The organism is Sphingopyxis sp. LC81, assembly GCF_000756375.1.
Lineage (GTDB): Bacteria > Pseudomonadota > Alphaproteobacteria > Sphingomonadales > Sphingomonadaceae > Sphingopyxis.
In genome coordinates, this window is sequence record NZ_JNFD01000030.1 from 120,255 (window position 1) to 140,005 (window position 19,751).

Annotated in this window: 19 protein-coding genes; 5 read left to right on the forward strand and 14 right to left on the reverse strand. The window is 66.0% G+C overall.

Annotated features, from left to right (window positions below):
- Positions 1–64: 64 nt before the first annotated feature.
- The 4 genes from FG91_RS15165 to FG91_RS15180 are packed head-to-tail and all read right to left on the reverse strand — an operon-like array spanning position 65 to position 4,108.
- Positions 65–1,363: an outer membrane beta-barrel protein gene (locus tag FG91_RS15165; RefSeq protein WP_037516415.1), complete on the reverse strand. Its 1,299-nt coding sequence runs from the start codon at positions 1,361–1,363 to the stop codon at positions 65–67.
- Positions 1,360–2,277, reverse strand: coding sequence for an endonuclease/exonuclease/phosphatase family protein (locus tag FG91_RS15170; RefSeq protein ID WP_052187684.1), 918 nt, complete (start codon positions 2,275–2,277; stop codon positions 1,360–1,362). Before FG91_RS15170 ends, FG91_RS15165 begins: the two co-directional genes overlap by 4 nt.
- Positions 2,274–3,239, reverse strand: a complete 966-nt coding sequence (locus FG91_RS15175) for a glycosyltransferase family 2 protein (protein ID WP_037516417.1) — start codon at positions 3,237–3,239, stop codon at positions 2,274–2,276. Before FG91_RS15175 ends, FG91_RS15170 begins: the two co-directional genes overlap by 4 nt.
- The gene (locus FG91_RS15180) at positions 3,239–4,108 is read right to left on the reverse strand and encodes a glycosyltransferase (protein ID WP_037516419.1); all 870 of its coding nucleotides are present in this window, start codon (positions 4,106–4,108) and stop codon (positions 3,239–3,241) included. Before FG91_RS15180 ends, FG91_RS15175 begins: the two co-directional genes overlap by 1 nt.
- Positions 4,109–4,331: 223 nt before the next feature.
- On the opposite strand from FG91_RS15180, the gene FG91_RS15185 reads away from it, so the two are divergent.
- Genes FG91_RS15185 through FG91_RS15195 form a run of 3 tightly spaced genes read left to right on the forward strand, consistent with a single transcriptional unit; the run spans position 4,332 to position 7,559 of the window.
- Positions 4,332–5,093: a glycosyltransferase family 25 protein gene (locus FG91_RS15185; RefSeq protein ID WP_081940624.1), complete on the forward strand. Its 762-nt coding sequence runs from the start codon at positions 4,332–4,334 to the stop codon at positions 5,091–5,093.
- Positions 5,083–6,564, forward strand: coding sequence for a lipopolysaccharide biosynthesis protein (locus FG91_RS15190; RefSeq protein ID WP_037516421.1), 1,482 nt, complete (start codon positions 5,083–5,085; stop codon positions 6,562–6,564). Before FG91_RS15185 ends, FG91_RS15190 begins: the two co-directional genes overlap by 11 nt.
- Positions 6,561–7,559 carry a polysaccharide pyruvyl transferase family protein gene (locus FG91_RS15195; RefSeq protein ID WP_052187685.1) on the forward strand — a complete coding sequence of 333 codons (999 nt, stop codon included), beginning with the start codon at positions 6,561–6,563 and terminating at the stop codon, positions 7,557–7,559. Before FG91_RS15190 ends, FG91_RS15195 begins: the two co-directional genes overlap by 4 nt.
- Before the next feature lie 21 nt (positions 7,560–7,580).
- Here FG91_RS15195 and FG91_RS15200 read toward each other — a convergent pair whose 3' ends face one another.
- From FG91_RS15200 to kdpF, 10 genes are all read right to left on the reverse strand, one after another.
- The gene (locus tag FG91_RS15200; protein ID WP_037516423.1) at positions 7,581–8,969 is read right to left on the reverse strand and encodes an exopolysaccharide biosynthesis polyprenyl glycosylphosphotransferase; all 1,389 of its coding nucleotides are present in this window, start codon (positions 8,967–8,969) and stop codon (positions 7,581–7,583) included.
- 175 nt (positions 8,970–9,144) lie between these two features.
- The gene (locus tag FG91_RS15205; RefSeq protein ID WP_052187687.1) at positions 9,145–9,963 is read right to left on the reverse strand and encodes a TorF family putative porin; all 819 of its coding nucleotides are present in this window, start codon (positions 9,961–9,963) and stop codon (positions 9,145–9,147) included.
- Between the two features lie 116 nt (positions 9,964–10,079).
- Positions 10,080–10,424: a hypothetical protein gene (locus FG91_RS15210; protein WP_052187689.1), complete on the reverse strand. Its 345-nt coding sequence runs from the start codon at positions 10,422–10,424 to the stop codon at positions 10,080–10,082.
- Positions 10,425–10,546: 122 nt separating this feature from the next.
- A complete protein-coding gene (locus tag FG91_RS22065; RefSeq protein ID WP_161785667.1) occupies positions 10,547–10,705 on the reverse strand; it encodes a hypothetical protein in 159 nt (52 codons plus the stop codon).
- Between the two features lie 84 nt (positions 10,706–10,789).
- Complete coding sequence (locus FG91_RS15215) at positions 10,790–11,515, reverse strand: response regulator (RefSeq protein ID WP_037516425.1); 726 nt, start codon at positions 11,513–11,515, stop codon at positions 10,790–10,792.
- Positions 11,512–14,181, reverse strand: coding sequence for a sensor histidine kinase (locus tag FG91_RS15220; protein WP_037516427.1), 2,670 nt, complete (start codon positions 14,179–14,181; stop codon positions 11,512–11,514). Before FG91_RS15220 ends, FG91_RS15215 begins: the two co-directional genes overlap by 4 nt.
- Positions 14,178–14,768, reverse strand: coding sequence for a potassium-transporting ATPase subunit KdpC (kdpC, locus tag FG91_RS15225; protein ID WP_037516429.1), 591 nt, complete (start codon positions 14,766–14,768; stop codon positions 14,178–14,180). Before kdpC ends, FG91_RS15220 begins: the two co-directional genes overlap by 4 nt.
- A gap of 10 nt (positions 14,769–14,778) precedes the next feature.
- Positions 14,779–16,815: a potassium-transporting ATPase subunit KdpB gene (kdpB, locus tag FG91_RS15230; RefSeq protein WP_037516431.1), complete on the reverse strand. Its 2,037-nt coding sequence runs from the start codon at positions 16,813–16,815 to the stop codon at positions 14,779–14,781.
- Between the two features lie 12 nt (positions 16,816–16,827).
- A complete protein-coding gene (gene kdpA, locus FG91_RS15235) occupies positions 16,828–18,531 on the reverse strand; it encodes a potassium-transporting ATPase subunit KdpA (protein WP_037516433.1) in 1,704 nt (567 codons plus the stop codon).
- Positions 18,532–18,544: 13 nt separating this feature from the next.
- Positions 18,545–18,634, reverse strand: a complete 90-nt coding sequence (gene kdpF / locus FG91_RS15240; protein ID WP_037516526.1) for a K(+)-transporting ATPase subunit F — start codon at positions 18,632–18,634, stop codon at positions 18,545–18,547.
- Between the two features lie 425 nt (positions 18,635–19,059).
- Between kdpF and FG91_RS22070 the strand changes: the two genes are divergently transcribed.
- A complete protein-coding gene (locus FG91_RS22070) occupies positions 19,060–19,224 on the forward strand; it encodes a hypothetical protein (protein ID WP_161785668.1) in 165 nt (54 codons plus the stop codon).
- 258 nt (positions 19,225–19,482) lie between these two features.
- On the forward strand, positions 19,483–19,749 hold the full coding sequence (locus tag FG91_RS15245; RefSeq protein ID WP_037516434.1) for a hypothetical protein: 267 nt from the start codon (positions 19,483–19,485) through the stop codon (positions 19,747–19,749).
- The last annotated feature ends 2 nt before the right edge of the window (positions 19,750–19,751 follow it).

The following is a 19,751-nucleotide window of genomic DNA, read 5'->3' on the forward strand; positions in this document are numbered from 1 at the left end:
CATTTTGAACCCGCAGGAGATGGGTCCCTGCCTTCGCGGGGACACACAGCTCTAGGTGAACGCCTCACAAGCCTGAGAAGGTCAGCCCCACCGAAACCCGATTGTCCGTAAATTCGCGGCCCGCCGTCGCGCCCCAGCTCGACTGGGTGCGTCGCTGGACGTCGAGCCGCAGCGCCAACCGCTTGCTCACGAGGTACGACGCGCTGCCGCGCCAGGTCCAGCGGTCGTCGCGCCGGTCGATATTGTTGAAATCGCGCTTTTCCAGCTCGCCACCCGCACTGATGATCAGATTGCGCAGCAGCTCGTAATCGGCACGCAGCGTCATATTGGTCGCGAGATAGCCCGTCGCGCCATTGACGCCGGTTTCCTTGATGCCGCGGTCGACCGTTCCGGTGATTGTCACCAGCGGGGTGAGGAAATAGGCCAGCTCGCCGCGCACGAGGAGGCCCGAGACGTCCTCGAACTCGACCGGCCGGTAATCCTGCTGGAAATAGCCAAGCCGCAGCGCCCCGCGCGCCTTGCGGCCCAGTTCGAAACTCGCGCCGCCGGCAAGCTCGAAACCTTTGGAATCGCGCGCCGGCACCGGCCCGATGCGCTCACGATAGTCGCGCTTGTTGAGCGAGCCCGCGACGAACAGCGCGATGCTCGGGCTTAGCGCATATTCGCCGACCGCGGTGCCGGTGTAGGTCGTGTGGTCGCGGAAATCCTGGTCGATCGGATCGCCGAGCGGCGTTACGCTGTCGCTGTAATTGCGGTTCTCGACATCGACGACGCCGCGCACGCGCAGCCGGTTGAAGACATGCGTATAGGTCGCCGTCCCCCCGCTCAGCGTGAAGCGCACCGGCCGCGACGCCTGCGTCGGACTATCGGGCGAGACGCGTTCCTGGCTGTAGCGCCCGTTGCGCAGCGTCAGGTTCAGCGTGTCCGACTTGCTGATCGTATAAAGCGCCCCCGCATTCACCGAATATTGCGTAGCATTCTCGCTTGCCCGGTCGGCGTAGCGCAAGAGGTCGAGTTCGCCATCGAGCGACAGTTTGAGCGTTGGCGAAGGCCGCACCAGCGAAACGCGCGGGCGAAGGCGCAGATAGGCGTCGCCGATCCGGTCATTCTCCTGCGCATAGAGATTGTCGTCATAGCCCGCACCGATCGCCATGCGCGGCATCAGTTCGAGGACGCCGAGCTGGATCGGTTCGGGCGTGTAATCGGGCCGGCGGCGTTCGAGCACACCGATATTGCGGTCGCGCCCGTAACTATTCTCGCTCGAAACCGATCCGAGCCCGTCGGTCGCATCCGATTGCTGGGCGAGCGCGGGCACCGCAAAACCGCAGCTGCCGAGCAGCGCAAAGGTGATCGCGCGCTTCATCGGCGCGCCAGCGTCACGAGCAGCGGCAGATGGTCCGACCCGGTGGCGGGAAACCGCCGTGCCGACACAAGTCCCCAATCGGGCCCGGCATAAAGCTGGTCGATCGGCAGCACGGGAAAGGCGCGCGGCCAGCTAGGCAGCGCGCGCGTCATGCGGGTGAGCGGTGCGAAGGCGCGGTCCTGCTCACGCATCGCCGCGGCCCAGGGGGTCAGGTTCATGTCGCCTCCAACGATCAAGGAGCCGCGTTCGATCCGTGCCAGCGCGCGCGCTACATCGTGTCTGCGCACCGCCTGATCGCGCGATGTCGGGCGGAGATAGTGGAGCGTCACCACGGTAAACGGATCGCCGCCGGGCTCCGCAACCCGCGCCCAGAGCATCGCGGGACCGAATTTGCGGCCTCCGGGATCCTTCAGGAAATAGTCGCTGTCCGCGATCGGCCAGCGCGAGAAGATCGCGAGGTCGCAGCCCGGCGGGCATTTGGTGGCAAAGGCGAAATGCTGGTCCAGCGCCGCGAGCATCGGGCGGAAACTGCCGTCGACCTCCTGCAGCATCACGACATCGGGCTTGGCGTCGATGATCGCCTGCGCGGTATCGGCGGGGTCGCGATTGCTCTGCCAGACATTGTGGGTCAGCAGCCGGATCCGGGTCGTGCTCTTTTGCGCGGTCGGTATCGCGCGCGTCAGCTCGGGCATCACGCCAATCGCGACCGGCGTCAGGCCAACCAGCGCTGCGACGACAGCCCAGCGCAGGCGCGGCCGGGCGAGGAGCAATCCGACCAGCACCGCCACGCCAAATATCGGCAGGAACGACGCCAGCACATCGAGCATTGGCACCAGCCCGCCGGCGAGCGAAAGCCATGCAGCAAGGCACGCCCCGCCGGTGAGCAGGATGCCAAAGATGCGGGCCAGCTTCACGCCCGCGCGCGAATCCGGTTGCGCAGGGCATAGCTCGATTGCCGGACCGATGCGGGGATCAGCTTCGCGGCGAGCAGCAGCGCCGCGGTGCCCGCCCCCTCGGGCAGATAAAGATCGCCGACCCGGATCGCCGTGCGGCCCGGATATTTCATCGCATAACGCGCATAATGCGCGATTTCCTGGTTCACGAGCCGCCGCAGCAACGCCGTCTCGCGCCCGCCCGCTCCGGCAAGCATCGCGCGCGCGGTCGCAACGAGGCAGGGCACGTCGAGCGTTGTCGTCGACTTGCTGACCTTATTGTCGCTGTCGCGGTGAAAGACCGCGGTGACGCGCGGATCGTACCGCAGCGCGCCTTTGGCGAGCACGCGCAGCCACAGATCCTTGTCGCCGCCGCGCACCGCACGGCCTTCGGGGAACAGCCCCGCCTCGAACAAAGTATCGCGCCGGATCGCGATCGCGCCGGTCCACATCGGGCATTCGCGCACCGCCAGCCAGGCGGCAAGAAAGCCAGCTAGGTCCAAGCTTTGCGGCTGCTCCAGTTCCGGCGCGATCCGCTGGGGTTGAGAGCGATCCTCGAACACATGGTCGAACCGCGTCGCCGCCGCGCGCACATCCGGGTCGGCGCTTATGCCTTCGGCCAGCACTGCAAGATGATCGGGCTGCCAAAGATCGTCGGCGTCGAGAAAGGCGATCCAGTCGCCGCGCGCCGCGCGGATGCCGATGTTGCGCCCGGCATAGCCGCCCGGCCCCGGCGTCGACAGGTCGAGCAGCTGGATCCGCGCGTCGCCGATCGCGGCAACGATCTCGCGCCCGCCATCGGTCGAGCGATTATCGATCACCAATATTTCGTGCGGCGGAAACGTCTGGGCAAATACGCTCTCGATCGCCGCACGGACATGCGCGGCTTTGTTATAGAGCGGCATCACCACGGAAAAACGGGGAGCGTCATGGGGAGGAGTCATCAGTCGCGTGCTGCCTTTCGTCCCCCCGCGAGATTGAGATATTCGCTCACCGCCACCCCGGCGAGTTCCAATGTCAGCCACATCACGGCCAGCCGCCGCTGAAACGATAACTCGCGCGAGATCGCCGCGCGGCGCAGCCGCCGGATCGTATCGACCGCGGTAATCCCGAGCACATGGATCAGGCGCGGACGCCGCCGGGTGCGATCCCAGCGCCCGCCGCTCAGCCGCTGGCGCTTGCGTACCAGTTCGGCGCGGCTCGCGCGTACCGGATGGCGCACCACCATCGCCGGCACATAGATCAGCGGATGGCCGCTATCGCGAATGCGCAGCGCCATCTGCCGGTCGCCGCCCGATTTCAGCGCCGCATCGAACCCCCCGAGCGCCTTTAGCAACGCCGTCTCGCTCGCCCAATTGGCGGTCGCGCAATTGCCGCGCGCGGCATGCGCCTGCGGAAAGCTGAACAGCCGCTCGTAATCGCCGAACACCTCACGCTCCTGCGCGATCTCGTCGAACAGCTCGATCTCGCCCGCGAGCACCCCGAACCCCGGATTCGCCGCCGCCGCGCGCAGCACCTGCTCGAGCCAGTCGGGCGCGGGTTCGCAATCGGCGTCGGTAAACGCGATGATCGGCGCGCGGACGCGCCCGATCGCGAAGTTGCGCGCCGCATAAGAGCCCGGGCGGCGCTCTTCGAGCAGCTCGACACCCAGATAGCTGCGCGCAATCTCGCGCGTTGCGTCGCTCGATCCATTGTCGACGACGATGATCTGATAGGCGTCATGCGGAAGCGTCTGGCGCGCGAGCGCGTCGAGGCAACGGCCGAGCACCTTTTCGCCGTTCCACACGGGTATGACGACTGCGACTTGAAACATAGATACGCCTGTCCAGTGCCCCCGCACCGTTCCAATCGGCTGTCGACGGCATGCCGGTCAACAATATGCTGCACCTGCGAAGACGAGTTGCCCCGTTGACCGGACGACCGGAGCGCCGGTGCCTTCGCTCTCAAATAATTGCCCGCTACCAAGGATCGCGTCGGCCCGTCGTTGGTTCTGAACCGCGCAGCCATGCGCAACCGCAAGCAAAAAGGCGATCCAAGTGGGTGATTCCCTACCCGAATCGGGCAAAACCACCGAAGTTCTGGTGGTGTCGCTCGAATCAGCCGCGGCCCGCCGGGCGGCCTTTGCCGCGCGCGCGGCGGACACGTCGCTTGTGTGGCGTTTCTTCGATGCCTGCACCGGCCCGGCGCCGGGGATGACGATCGACGAGCCCGCGATCCGCAGCAACAAGGGCCGGCCGATGAGCAAGGGCGAGATCGGCTGCTATGCCAGCCATTTCTCGATCTGGCAGGACATGGTCGCGCGCGGCGTGCGGCAGGCGATCGTCCTCGAGGATGATACGGTGGTCGACTGGGCGTATCTCGAACCGCTCGCGCGCACCGACCTTCACGCCGAGGGTATTGACTATCTTCGGCTCTACGCCAAACGCCCGACCTGGCAGCGCGTGGTGCGGCGCGACTTCCTCCAGCATTCGCGCGCGATCGTCGAGCTGGTCGGGCTCGCCTATGGCACGCAGGGCTATGCGATCACGCTCGAAGGGGCGCGGCGGCTCGCAGGGCATTGCCGCACCGTCCGCCGCCCGATCGATGACGAGATGGACCGGTCATGGGCGCACGGCCTGCCCAATCTCGCGCTCTATCCGGCGCCGATCCTCGAAGCCGCGATCGTCTCCGACATCGGCAATTCGCGCTTCGGGCCCAAGACCGATCCGCTCTATCATTCGATGCGGCAAAGGGTGTGGCGGCAGGTCGAACGCGCGCGCATGCGGATGCTGAAAGCGAGACGCCTGCTTGAACGCTGACCTTCCCGCCCGCTTCGACGACGGGTTACGCGCGCGCAGCCGCAGCTCGATCGGCTGGACGATCACGCGTTTCCTGTCGGACCAGATCTTCTCGTTCGTCGTCTTCGTGATCCTCGCGCGGCTGCTGACGCGCGCCGACATCGGCGCCTTCGCGGTGATGGCGGTGACCGCCGAGGCGTTCCGCATCATCGCGACTGCGGGTCTGGTGCAGACGATCGCGCGAAAGAAGGAGCTGAGTCCGGCCTTCCTCGACACCATCTATCGGTCGCAGCAGGCCTTCTCCTTCCTCTCGGCGATCTTGATCATGGCGCTGGCGCAGCCGATCGCGAACTGGATGGGCGCGCCCGATATCGCGCTGCCGCTCGCGGTGATGAGCCTCGCGCTGCCAATCTCCTCCTTCGGCGCCACGCATATGGCGCTGCGCCTGCGCGAGTTCGGGCATCGCACCACGGCGCTCCGCTCGGTCGTCGGCGGGCTGATCGGCGGCACCTGCGCGGTCGCCGCCGCCTTTGCCGGGCTCGGCCTCTGGAGCCTCGTCATCCAGCGCCTCGTGACCGAAATCGTCGGGGTCATATTGTCGCGCGCCTCCTATGACTGGAAGCCCGGCTGGCAATTCGACTGGGTCATATTGCGCGGTAATCTGATGCTCAACGCCAGCCTGATCTATGTCCAGCTCGCCTTCCTCGCGACGGTGCGCGTGCAGGAGATGGCGATCGGCGCCGGGATCGGGCTCGCCGCGGTGGGCGTCTATCGCACCGCGTGGCGCACCGTCGAGCTGATCGGTCGCGGCGCGATCCAGCCCTTCACGCAGGTCGCGGTGCAGACGCTCGCGCGCGTCAAGGACGACCCCGCCGAGCTGCGCAAAGCCTATCGCTGGATGATTGCGCGCGCGTCGGCGCTGTCCTTTCCCGCGCTCGTTGGGTTCGGTGCGCTCGCGCCGGTCGCGATCCCCACCGTGTTCGGCGCCAAATGGTCCGAAGCCGGCCAGCTCGCGCAGATTTTCGCCTTCATGGCGGTGCCCTTCACGCTCAACTTCTTCGCCTCGCCCTCGCTCAGCGTGCTCGGCGCGTCGCGCAGCCTGATCTCGCTCTCGACGACGCAGTTGGCACTCGGCGTGATCCTGACGCTCGCGGCGCTCCCGTACGGGCTCTTCGCCGTCGCCGTCTCGTATGTCGGGCGCGCCTACCTCACCCTGCCGCTGCAGATCTGGCTGCTCCGCCGCGCCTCGGGCATTCGCCCCGTCGACAGCTTGCGCGCGGTCGGCGCGCCGCTCATCGCTTCCTCGGTGATGGGCATCGCGCTCGCGATCGCGATGCGGCTGCTCGATATGCATCTGGCCGGCTGGCAGTCGCTGCTGCTGCTCACCGCGATCGGCGCGCTCTTCTACGGAATCGCGCTGCTCGCCATCTCGGGCGCGTGGCGCGGCCGTTTCCTGTTCCTGTTCAAACGCTTCAGAAAGAGTCCGATATGACCAAGAAGACCGCCGACCAGCTCGTCGGCGAACTCGCCCAGCGTTTCACGCGCGTGCTCGACGCGGTGATCCCCGCGGGCCCGCTCGCGCTGGTCGACTTCCCCGACCACTCGAATGTCGGCGATTCGGCGATCTGGCTCGGCGAGATGGCGTATCTGCGCCAGTCGGGCCGCCTTCCCGCTTATTATTCCGCGATCGCCGATTTCGACGACGCGGCGTGCCGGGCGGCGATCGGCGACGGGCCGATCCTGATCCACGGCGGCGGCAATATGGGGACGCTCTGGCCCAAGCACGAAGCGTTCCGCCTGCACCTGCTTCGCACGCATCGCGGCCACCCGATCGTCCAGATGCCGCAGTCGCTCCACTATGCCGACCCCGCCGCCGCCGCCGAAATGGCCGAGGCGATCCGCGCGCACGGGCAATTCACCCTGCTCGTCCGCGACGCGCGCTCGCTCGCCTTTGCCGAGCAGCATTTCGATTGCGATATCCGGCTTTGCCCTGACGCGGCGCTGATGCTCGGCCGCCAGCGCCGCGATCCCGCCACCGCGCCGGTCTTCGCGCTGCTCCGCACCGATCATGAACGCGCCGCCGGCGATGCCGCGCTGCCCGCGGGGGTGGTCGCCGACGACTGGCTCGAAGAGGATGCCGGCCAGAAACGCCGCCTGCGCCTGTCGCTGGGGCTCGGCCGCCTCCTCACCCGCGATCCGATGGTGCAACGCGCCGCGCGGCAGCAGCGTCTCGCCGAATGGCGGTTCCAGCGCGGCCTTACGATGTTGTCCACCGGCGAGCTGGTCGTCACCGACCGGCTGCACGCACACATCCTCTCGCTGCTGCTCGACATCCCGCACGTGCTGCTCGACAACAGCTATGGCAAGGTCGCGGGCTTCGCCGATCAATGGACGGGCGACTATGCGGGGCTGATGCGCGCGACAAATCGCGCCGAAGCTTTCGAGACCGCGCTGGCGTGTCGCGCGCCCCAAATCGTGGACGGCTAAGCGCCGTCCACGGGGCACCGCTCAATAAGCGTTGCGGTGGACGAGCACCTGCGCGGTGCGCGCCAAAATCGAAACATCGCGCAGCAACGACCAGCCATGCTGATATTCCAGATCGGACTCGAGCCGGTCGAGAATATCGCGTTTCGTGTTGGTCGCCCCGCGAAACCCGCGGATCTGGGCGAGGCCGGTAATACCCGGCTTGAGCGCATGGCGGTGCCAATATTGCCGGTCGACCCGCCAGAACAGCTCGTTCCCGGCGGTCGATCCCAGCGCATGCGGGCGCGGCCCGACGAGGCTCATTTCACCCGACAGCACGTTGATCAGCTGCGGCAGCTCGTCGATGCTCGTCGCGCGGATGAACCGTCCGACGCGCGTGATCCGGTCGTCGTCGCGGCTCGCCGAGCGCGCGCCGTTGGCGTCGGTCGTCTCGGCGCGCATGCTGCGGAATTTCAGGATCCGGAAGATGCGGTTGCCGCGCCCCATCCGCTCCTGGCGGAAAAAGACCGGTCCGGGCGAATCGAGCTTGATCGCCAGCGCGACGATCAACAGCAGCGGCGAGAGCAGGACCAGCGCCGGGATCGTGACCGCGAGGTCGAGCGCGCGCTTCTTCACCCGGTTCGCCCGGTTGAGCGGGCCCCACGACACCACCAGCGTCGTCACCCCGCCGCGCTGGCGCGTCGTCAGCGGCCCCAGTTCGGCGATCTCGGGCATCACGATCTCGCCGACGATGTTCACGCCCTTCAGCGCGCGCGCCCACTCGACCTTGTATTCAGGCGCGCAAACGATCGTCACCCGGTCGTAATCCTGCAGCACGGTGCCGAGGCGATCGAGCATATAGGGGTCGTCAAGATCGGTGCGGAGCCCCGACGCGCGTGCGTCGATAATCTCGCGGCCAAAATAGGCAGTGGGCAGGTTCGCGCCGTCGACGATTACGAGCTCGGCAGTCATGTCGCCGAAAGCCCGGCGCACGATCCGGCACAGTAACAGCCGTTGGCTTACCAACAAGGTCACCGCGGTCACCATGCCCATGCCGACCGCCAGACGCGGCATCTTGCCGGTCAGCCGGAACGAAAAGGCGACCAGCAGGAAGACGAACAGGGTCGTCGCGAACGACAGCAGCGTTTGACGAACGCTTTTGACCGGACGGGTCAGGCAGCGCGGATTATAGGCCTGATTCTGGAAAGCGATCGCGAAATGGACAAACAAGGCGCCCAGCATCGCGGTCAGCAATCCTTCCGAAATGATCCGGGGCTGCTCGATCATCAACGTCACGGCGAAGCCCACCGCGAGCGCCGCCGCGTCCAAGGCGATCAGTCCCAGACAGAGCCATATCTTGGCATCGCGCCGCGCCGCCTTCGCGAGCGGCGTTCGAATGGGTGCGCCTTGGAGCGCCAAGTCGATCTTGGTCATGGGATGGGGAGCTCCCTGGGGTTGGCTATATTGTTGCAATGCAACATGTCTTGGGCGCCAGGGAATACAAGCGGGCCGCGCGGGCACGTGCCGGATACAGGATGATCCGTGCGGCGGCCATCGGGTAGCCGCGACGAACGGCTCGGGCAGCGCGGCCGCCCGAGCCGTTCGCATATCAGAAGGCTGCGGTCAGGCTGGCCACCACCGCGGCGTCGGCAATCGAACCGGTCCCGTCCCCACCCTTGCTGAAATTGGGTTGCAGGCGCGCCGCCTCGGCCTTGCTGATGTTCGTATCGATATAGGACACGCCCAGCGTCAGGTTGCGCCAGCTGGCGTCCATACCGAGCGACCAGTCCCAGTAGCTGCCCGTCGGGGCAACGCTGGTGCCGTTGGGGCCGAGGCCGGGATTGCCGTCCGAATGGCCGACATGCGCCTTTGCCGTGAACGGGGTGCCGGGAATGGCGACCGCGCCGTCGCCCCACAGATAGAGGTTATCGTCGCTCTGCCCGCGGCTGTTCGGCGCGTTCGACACATTGGCGAGCGCATGTTGCTTGGGCGCATAGGCGGCCCCCGCAGTCAGGGCCGCGGGTCCGACGGTTCCCGTCAGCTTCACATAGGGTTCGGCGAAATCGGATTCATCGGCGCCGCCCGGGTACATGTACCAGACGAGGCCGACGTCGAGCGCGGCCTTGTCGCTCAGCGGCAATTTGTAACCGCCGATCAGATCGAGTTCCATATTGGCGCCCCCGAACGTACCCCATCCGGCGAGGTTCGACGCCCAAACGCCCGCATAAAGGCCGCTTTGATGGGTCAGCGTCAGGCCGCCCTGAACGGCCATTCCCTCGTCGGACTGCGAGACACCGCGGAAACGGTAATCGGACGCGATGGTCGCGGCCCCCGTGATCGTGACGGATTTTGCCTCGTCGTCCTGTGCGAAAGCGGCGGCCGGAGAAAGTCCCGCGAGAAGCGCGGCGGCTGAGATAATGGTCTTCATATTGTCCTCTTGAACTGGCCTCTTTCCGGAGTGGGGAGGCTGGCGAGGACGCCCAACTAGATCAGCGCGGCATTGGAAATCGAGAGTGGCGGGCGATCAATTGCATAGTGTTTTCGTTATGCGACCGATCGACTGTGCGTTGCCGGCTCGACATCATTCCCCGGATCGCGTTCGACGGCAAACGACGCGTTGGAAGCGAGCGGAGGCACGCGTTTCCATCGCGCCGAAACCTCAACACTCTCCCAAAGGCCCGCGCCGACAAACAGCAGGGCGCTTCCGGCGCTCGCGCAGAGGAAGGTCACCGCCGACAACAGGATCATCAGCGAACTCGCATCGCGCGGTCCGATCGTCTGGGCCATGTGATGGAGCCTCAGGGCAAGCAGCCAGCCGATACCGAGCAGGGCGGCGCCCCCTGCGCGCAGGCCGATATCGGCGGCGCGGTTTTCATGCCATTTCTTCATCGTGCAACCTCCAGCAGGGAGGCCGACCAATTACGCATCATCGCGTAGAAATTCGAGATCGAGAAACCGAAGGGCGCATTGAGATTGCGTATAATTCAGCGGCTCGCGGGCAGAGTTGCGCCTTAGCCCATCTTGTCGACAATAAAGGCGACCAGAGCCACCATGGCGCACATATAGATCGTGAGCGCCGACGGCCCTTGCGCGCCCAGCCAGTCGATGACCCGGTCGTGCCGCGACGGCCGCGCGGCACCTGGATGGTTCTTGAAATCGTCGCCTGTCATCGGGATTAGATAGGCGCTCGCGCCATTTTAAATCGAGAGCAGGTCAGCCCGAACTCCATATGATCGGCATAGAATCTGCGCGATTTAATGCCCCTGCCCGGCTTCGTCGCCCGGCGCGTCGCTGACCGATCGCAGGCGATAGCCGATTCCGAGTTCGTTGCTGATGATCTGCGGTTGTTGCGGATCGCTCTCCAGCTTCTGGCGCAGGGTGCGGACGAGGACGCGCAGATATTCGACATGATGCTCGACCTCGTGCGGCCAGACCTGCGCCATGATCTGGTTGTGCGTGATGACGCGCCCCGGGTGCCGCGCGAGCTGCGCCAGCACCGCATATTCCTTAGGCGTCAGATGGACCTCGCGGCCCGCCTTGACGACGGTGCGCGCGATCAGGTCGATCGTCACTTCACCCGCGGTCACCGCCAGCATTCCGCCGTCGCGGGTCATGCGGTTGCGGAGCGCAACGCGCACGCGCGCGAGCAATTCGTCGGTGTCGAAGGGTTTGGTCAGATAGTCGTCGGCGCCAAGATCGAGCGCGGCAACCTTCTGGTCGGTCGCCTCGCGCGCCGAGACGACGATCAATGTCGTGTCCGACTGCTGCTTGACGAGCGGCACGAGCTCCAGCCCGTCGCGATCGGGCAGGCCCAGATCGAGCAGCACGATATCGGGGCGCTCGTCGCGAAGCATTTCGAGCGCTTCGCGGGCATTCTCGGCCTCGACGATCGCATAGTCGGCGCGCGCCAGCGCGGCATGGATCAGGCGGCGGATATGCAGCTCGTCGTCCACGACCAAGACCTTGTGACGCACTTTCATGGTTGTTCCTTGTCGCCCAGATGCGTGATGATCAGCCGCTCGGGGATGCGAATGGTGAAGCAGGCGCCGTGCGGATCTTCATTGTTGCTCGCCTCGACCGACAGCCCCATCGCCTCGGCAAATCCCTTGACGATGGCGAGCCCGAGGCCGGTGCCGTGTTTCGCGCGATCGCTGCCCTCGAGCCGCGTGAAGGTTTCGAAGACGCGCTTCTCGTTCCCGGGCGCGATCCCCGGCCCCTGATCGATGATCGACATCGATATGGCATCGGCGGCGCGGCGGGCCCGAATGACGATGGGGGTGCCGGGGTCGGCGTAGCGCCCGGCATTGTCGAGCAGATTGATCAGGCAATGGTGAAGCAGCACCGGATCGACGCGCACCAGCGGAATATTGGGCGAAATATCGACCTTGACCTCATGCCCCAGCAGCGACGCGCGCGTATCGTGCGCCGCGCTGGCGGCGGCATCGAACAGGTCGGTCGCCTCGACCTTCATCGGCAGCGCACCCGCCTCGACACGCGCCATATCGAGCAGGTTCGACACGAAACGGTTGAGGCGAAGCGCCTCGGTCTCGATCGTCTCGGCCAGCAGCGCCGAGGGATTGCGCCGGATTTCCTGCGCGGCCGAGAGGATCGTGGTGAGCGGGGTTCGCAGGTCGTGGCTGACCGACGACAGCAACGCCGAGCGCAGCCGGTCGCGTTCGTCGACCTGCCGCGTGCGAAGCGATTCTTCCTCAAGCTCCATGCGGTCGAGCGCGATCGACGCCTGATCGAGCAGGCTCATCAACAGCGGCACCTGATCCGAGCGGACGGGCTCGCGCGCGTCGTCGCGCGTCATGCCAAGCACACCGAGCACGCCGCGCGTCGTGCGCAAGGGATGGAACAGCCAGTCCGACGCGGTGAGCGTCGACGACCCGCGCCCGGCCGGCTGTTCATTGTCCATCGCCCACTGCGCCGCCGCGCGCTCGATCTGCTCGAGCCGGTCTTCGGGCGGAACCGCGGCGCGCAGCATCGGGCCGTCGGCCGACGGCAGCAGCAGCGCGGTGCGGACATCGAGCAGCCGTCCGACCTCGGCGCAGATCGCGTGCATCAGCGTGTCCTGATCGGGCGCCGCGGTCAGCTGCCGCGAGAAGCTCGCGAGCGCCGCATTCTGGCGGGCGCTCCATTGCGCCAGATCGGCCTGCGCGCGCACGCGCGCCGCAAACTGGCTGGTCACCACGGCGACGCCGAGCAGCACGAGGATGCTGACGACATTTTCGGGATTGTTGACGCTGAGCGTCCCGACCGGCGGCAGGAAGAAGAAATTATAGGCCAGGCTGGAAGCGAGCCCGGCAAACAAGCCGGCGCGCAGCCCGAAGGTCGCTGCGGCGAACATGACCGGGAGCAGATAGAGCAACGCGATATTGCCGAGATCGATAACGGCGAGCAGAAGACGGCCGAGCGCCGTCATCGCCGCGACCATCGCCAGCGACCAGAGATAGTCCGAAGGTTTGCCCCAGCGCCCCGGAACCATCAGCCGGCCGCGCCGGGTCAGTTGCGCACCGGGCTCGCCGGGCAGCACATGCACCGCGACATCGTCGATCGTCCGCACCAGCTGGTCGACGACCGACCCGTGGCGCATTTCGAACCACCACGGCCGGCTCGACTTGCCGATGACGATCTGCGTCGCGCGCGCATCGCTGGCGAAGCTGCGCAGCCCTTTGACCACGCTCTCCGCCGGAACGGTCGCGGTCGAGGCGCCGAGCCGCGACGCCAGCGCAAGCGTGTCGGCGAGCTGCCGGCGATCGGCGTCCGTCATATGCTGGCTGCGCCGCGTCTCGATATAGACCGCGGTCCACGGCGCCCTCAGCGCATCGGCGAGCCGCTTGCCCGCGCGGACAAGTTCGGCGGCGACTGGCAGTTCGCTGACCGCAACGACAATCCGCTCGCCAACAGCAAAGCTGCCCGCGAGCGCATGGCTGCGCACATGTTCGAGCATCTGCGCATCGACCGCCTGCGCGGCGCGGCGCAGCGCGAGTTCGCGCAGCGCGGTCAGGTTCGATTTGGAGAAGAAGTGGGTGAGCGCGCGCGTCGCTTCCTGCGGGATATAGACCTTGCCCTCGCGCAGCCGCTCGATCAGTTCGTCGGGCGGGATGTCGACCACCTCGATCTCGGCATTTTCGAGGATCGAGTCGGGCACCGTTTCGCGGACGCGGACGCGGGTGAAGGAGGCGACGACGTCGTTGAGGCTCTCGACGTGCTGGATATTGATCGTCGAATAGACGTCGATGCCCGCATCGAGCAGTTCCTCGACATCCTGATAGCGCTTGGGATGCCGGCTGCCCGGCGCGTTGGTGTGCGCAAGCTCGTCGACGAGGACGAGCGCGGGGCGGCGTTCGAGAATCGCGTCGATGTCCATTTCGCCCAGGCTATGGCCCTGATGATCGACGTCGCGGCGCGCGATGATCTCGTGGCCGTGAACCAGCGCCTCGGTCTCGCGCCGGCCGTGCGTCTCGACGACCCCGACCACGACATCGACCCCGGCCTCGCGCCGTTGCCGGCCATCGGTGAGCATTTCCCACGTCTTGCCGACGCCGGGCGCGGCGCCGAGAAACACTTTCAGACGGCCACGGCCTTCCTGCGCCGCCTGGCGCAGAAAGGCTTCGGGAGATGGTCGATCATTTCCTGTCACGCGGCGGGTTTAGCCCCAAAAGCATCGAGCCGTCGATTGAGCTTGAACACATTGACGCGCGGCTCGCCAAGAAAGCCGAGCAGCGGCTTGTCGACGCTCTGTTCGACGAGCCCGCGAACCGCCGCCGCATCGAGCCCGCGAGCCTTTGCAACGCGGTCGACCTGATAGAGCGCGGCCTCGGGCGTGATGTCGGGGTCGAGCCCCGAACCCGAGGCGGTCACCATGTCCGACGGGACGGCCTTGCCGGGTTCGGCGGTCTTCAATTTCTCGACATCGCCCTTGACCCGGTCGACGAGCGCCTGCGACGTCGGCCCGAGGTTCGACCCCGACGAGGCAAGCCCGTCATAGCCGTCACCCGCCGCCGAAGGACGCGTGTTGAAATAGCGTTCCGACGCGAAAGCCTGCCCGACGACGGTCGAGCCGACGACCTTGCCATTGTCGCGGACGAGGCTGCCGTTCGCCTGGTTCGGGAACAGCGCCTGCCCGATGCCGGTGAGCGCCAGCGGGTAAGCGAGCCCGAGGAGAGCTGCGAAGAGCAGCGTCATAACGAGCGCCGGACGCAACGAGGTGATGAGATCCTTGTTCATTGTAATATCCTCAGACGAGACCCAGGCCGCCGACCGCGAGGTCGATCAGCTTGATGCCGACAAAAGGTGCCACAAGGCCGCCAAGGCCATAGACGGCGAGATTGCGTGCGAGCAGCGGCCCCGCGCCCATCGGGCGATAGGTCACGCCCTTCAATGCGAGCGGAACGAGCATCGGGATGATCAGCGCGTTGAAGATGATCGCCGACAGGATCGCGCTCTCGGGGCTGGTTAGTCCCATCACGTTAAGCACGCCGAGGCTCGGATAGAGCACGATGAACATCGCGGGGATGATCGCGAAATATTTGGCGACGTCGTTGGCGACCGAGAAGGTCGTCAGCGCCCCGCGCGTCATCAACAGCTGCTTGCCGAGGCCGACCACCTCGATCAGCTTGGTCGGGTCGCTGTCGAGATCGACCATATTGCCCGCCTCGCGCGCCGCCTGCGTCCCGGTGTTCATCGCGACGCCGACGTCGGCCTGCGCGAGCGCCGGAGCGTCATTGGTGCCGTCGCCGCACATCGCGACGAGCCGCCCGCCCTGCTGTTCCTTGCGGATCAGCTCGAGCTTGTCCTCGGGCGTTGCTTGCGCGAGGAAATCGTCGACCCCAGCCTCGGCGGCGATCGCCGCGGCGGTGAGCGGATTGTCGCCGGTGATCATCACCGTGCGGATGCCCATCGCGCGCAGTTCGCCAAATCGCTCGCGAATGCCTGCCTTGACGATGTCTTTCAGGAAGATCGCGCCGAGCAGCTGGCCGTCCTTTGCGACCGCGAGCGGCGTGCCGCCTGCGCGCGCGATTTCGTCGGTGATACGGCGGAGTTCGGTCGCGGCGGCGGTCGCCTCCGCACCCGGATTGGCCTTCAGCACCGAGTCCACCGCGCCCTTCTGGATCACGCTGCCCGCAAGCTTGATGCCTGAGATGCGGGTCTGCGCGGTAAAGGGAATGATCTCGGCGCCCTGGGGTAAGTCCGTCATCGTCTGGCCGAATTTCTCGCGCGCCAGCGCGACGATCGAGCGGCCCTCGGGGGTTTCGTCGGCGAGGCTCGCCAGCAGCGCGGCCTCCGAAAGCACCGCCACCGACTGGCCGCCCACCGGACGGAATTCGGTCGCCTGCCGGTCGCCGACGGTGATCGTGCCGGTCTTGTCGAGCAGCAGGACGTCGACGTCGCCCGCCGCCTCGACCGCGCGTCCCGACTTGGCCAGCACGTTGAAGCGCACGAGGCGGTCCATGCCTGCGATACCGATAGCCGACAGCAAGGCCGCGATCGTCGTCGGAATGAGCGTGATCAGCAGCGCCGCGAGGATCGCGACGGGGATGCTGCCGCCCGCATAGCTCGCAAAGCTGGGGATCGTGCCGACGGCGATCAGGAAGATGATCGTGAGGCCGACGAGCAGCAGCGTCAGCGCGATTTCGTTCGGCGTCTTCTGCCGCTCGGCGCCTTCGACGAGCGCAATCATCCGGTCGAGGAAGCCCTGCCCCGGATTGACCGTCACCTGGACGCGGATTTCGTCGGAGATGACGCGCGTGCCCGCGGTGACCGCCGAACGGTCGCCGCCCGCCTCGCGGATCACCGGCGCGCTTTCGCCGGTGATCGCCGCTTCGTTGACCGACGCGACGCCGCCGATGACTTCGCCGTCCGACGGGATCAGGTCACCCGTTTCGACGAGCACGACATCGCCGACCTTGAGCGCGCTTGCTGGCACGGCGTCCCATGCCTTCCCTTCGCCCTTCAGCCGCTTGGCGGTCAGTTCCGCCTTGGTGGCGCGCAGCGAGGCGGCCTGTGCCTTGCCGCGCCCTTCGGCGAGCGCTTCGGCGAAGGTGCCGAAGAGCACCGTCAGCCAGAGCCAGATCACGAGCTGGAGCTTGAAGCCCGTCGCGAGGCTGTCCTGACCGACGACGAGCAGCACCGTCAGCAAGGTCGCCACGACCGCCGTGGTGAACATCACCGGGTTGCGGATCAGTTCTTTGGGATTGAGTTTGCGGAAGGCGTCGCCGATCGCCGGAACGATCAGCTCTGCCGTGAACAGGGACTTGGTTTGAGGCCGAGCCATTTGCGATAATCCTTAGAAAATCTGGCCGTTGATCATCGCGAGATGATCGGCGATGGGACCGAGCGCGAGGCTGGGCAGGAAGGTCAGGCCGCCGACGATCAGCACGATGCCGACGAGCAAGCCCGTCCACAGCGGCCCCGTCGTCGGGAAGCTGCCCGCCGATTCCGGCGTATATTTCTTCGCCGCCAGGCCGCCCGCGATGGCCAGCATGGGGATGATGATGAAGAAACGGCCGATCCACATCGCGGCGCCCAGCATGCCGTTATAGAAAGGCGTGTTGGCGGTGAGGCCCGCAAAGGCCGACCCGTTGTTCGCGACGGCGCTGGTGAAGGCGTAGAGGATTTCCGAGAAACCGTGCGGCCCCTTGTTGAGCGGCCCCGCCAGCCCCGCCTCGGTGACCGACGCAATGGCGGTGAAGCCGAGGATGATGAGCGGCAGGACAGCGATCGCGAGCACCGCGAGCTTGACCTCGCGCGCCTCGATCTTCTTGCCGACATATTCGGGGGTACGTCCGACCATCAGCCCGGCGACGAAGATCGCGAGGATCGCGAAGAGCAGGAAACCATAGATGCCCGCGCCGACGCCGCCGATCACGACTTCGCCGAGCTGCATGTTGAACAGCGGAATCATCCCGCCGAGCGCGGTGAAGCTGTCGTGCATGCCGTTGACCGCGCCGCACGACGCGGCGGTGGTGACGACCGCGAACAGCGCCGTCTGGGCGATGCCGAAGCGAACCTCCTTGCCTTCCATATTGCCGCCCATGGCGCCAAGATTGTGAAGGATCGGATTGCCCGCGGCTTCCTGCCAATAGGTGATGGCGGTGCCCGCGACGAACAGCGTCATCATCGCGGCAAGGATCGCCCAGCCCTGGCGCTGGTTGCCCACCGCACGGCCGAAGGTCCAGGTCAGCCCGACGCCGATCGCGAAGATCGAAAGCATCTGGACGAGGTTGGTGAGCGCGGTCGGATTTTCGAACGGATGCGCCGAATTGGCATTGAAGAAGCCGCCGCCGTTGGTGCCGAGCATCTTGATCGCTTCCTGCGAAGCAACCGGACCCAGTGCCAGCGTCTGCTTGACGCCCTCGAGCGTCGTCACATCGACCGAACCCGCCAGCGTCTGCGGCACACCGCTCGCGATATAGAAGATCGCGATGGCGACGCAGAGCGGCAGCAGCAGATAGAGCGTCACGCGCGTCATGTCGGTCCAGAAATTGCCGATCGTCTTCATCTCGCGCCGCGCGAAACCGCGGAACAGCGCGAAAGCGAGCGAAATGCCGGTCGCAGCCGACAGAAAGTTGTGGATCGTCAGCCCGAGCATCTGGCTGAGGTTCGACATCGTCGATTCGCCGCCATAGCTTTGCCAGTTGGTGTTCGCGGTGAAGCTGATCGTCGTGTTGAACGCGAGATCCGCGCTCGTCCCGTCATAACCGAGCGGATTGAGCGGCAGCACACCCTGCAGGCGCAGGATCGCATAGGTGAAGAGCGCGAGCGTCGCGTTGAAGATCAGCATGTGGACCGCGTAACGGCGCCATCCCTGCTCTTCCTTGGGGTCGATACCCGACAGCCGATAAAAGCCCGTTTCGACCGGGCCGAGCACGCGATGGAGCGGCGTCCGCCGCCCTTCGTAGAGCGCGAAGAGCCACTGGCCCATCGGCTTGCAGAGCAAGAGCAGGATAGCGATGAACGCGATGATGAGAAACCATCCCTGAAAGGTCATGGGTTCGCCTCCCTTAGAAGCGTTCGGGCCGTGCGAGCACGGCGACGAGATAGATGAGAAGGCCGAGCGCGGTGATTCCCGCGAGCCAGAGGTCGAGAGTCATGGTCATCAGTCCTTATGCGTCGTCGCACAGGCGCGCGTAGCCGAGGCTCGCGGCGAGCAGGGCGAGGATGATGCCGACCCAGATTAGATCCTGCATGGGTTTTGCTCCAGCAAGGCGCCGGCCACGGGAGGTGGCACGAGTCGTCTGCGGACTCCCAAATAGGTGAGGCACGCGTTTGATTGCGAGACAGTGAAACTATGCGCCGCATAGTATTCTCATATGATTTTGCCGATTTTTGCACTGCGGCGCGCCAGAGCCTCGGTTCGTCGCGCCATCGGCTGCCGCAAGCGTCGACCGCATAGGAAAATCTCAACGCCGCGACCGGCCGCCCGCTCTGGAGAAAATATGCGCCGCCGGCGCATAACGCCCCCAACTCTCCGGTCTCCCCTTCTCGGCCGGAGAGTCTTTCACTTCAGGGAAAGCCAATGTTCGAACCGCGCAAGCAGCGCCGCGCCATCCGGCCATCGCAGCCGACACCCGCCGCCGAAAATCCATCGCCCGGCAAATCGAAACGCATAAGGGGGACATTGTCGCTGGATAGTTTCTGGGCGGCGATCGATGCGCCCGCGCCCAAACGAACCGGCGGTTGAAGTCCGCACCCGCAAGCCCCGAAAATCCGCGTCACGCGCCGTCGATCCGTCGACGGCCGCGCCACCTCCCCGGCCACCCTTGCCCAGGGCCGGGGAGGACAAGCGCCAGTGCGAAGCGGGCCGTTGTTGAAAACAAATGAAAATACAATGGGCGGCGCCCTTCCTCGATCTCGAATCCCTATGCGCGGCTCAATAGATTGCCCGCATCGAGTCCCGATCTTCGGGGCATCGATTTGAGTAGCCAAGGAGCATCTCACCATGATTTCTGCGATTTCCGCGGAGCCCGACCCAGAAGGGTCGATTATATTCGTCGGCCGCGACGCGGCCGGCCACTGGCTCGTTCAAGGCTGCAAAGGACAGCTCGAAGGCCGGTTCATTTCGCACGCCGCCGCCTGGGCTTTCGCCCGCGCCGAGTGCCGCGGCCTTCCGGGGGCACGGATCGTCGCCGCGCTGCGGCCGCTGATCCCCGCCGTCTCGTTCGAGCCCTTGCGGCCCGACGAATGCGCGATCGACCGCGCGGCTTGAGG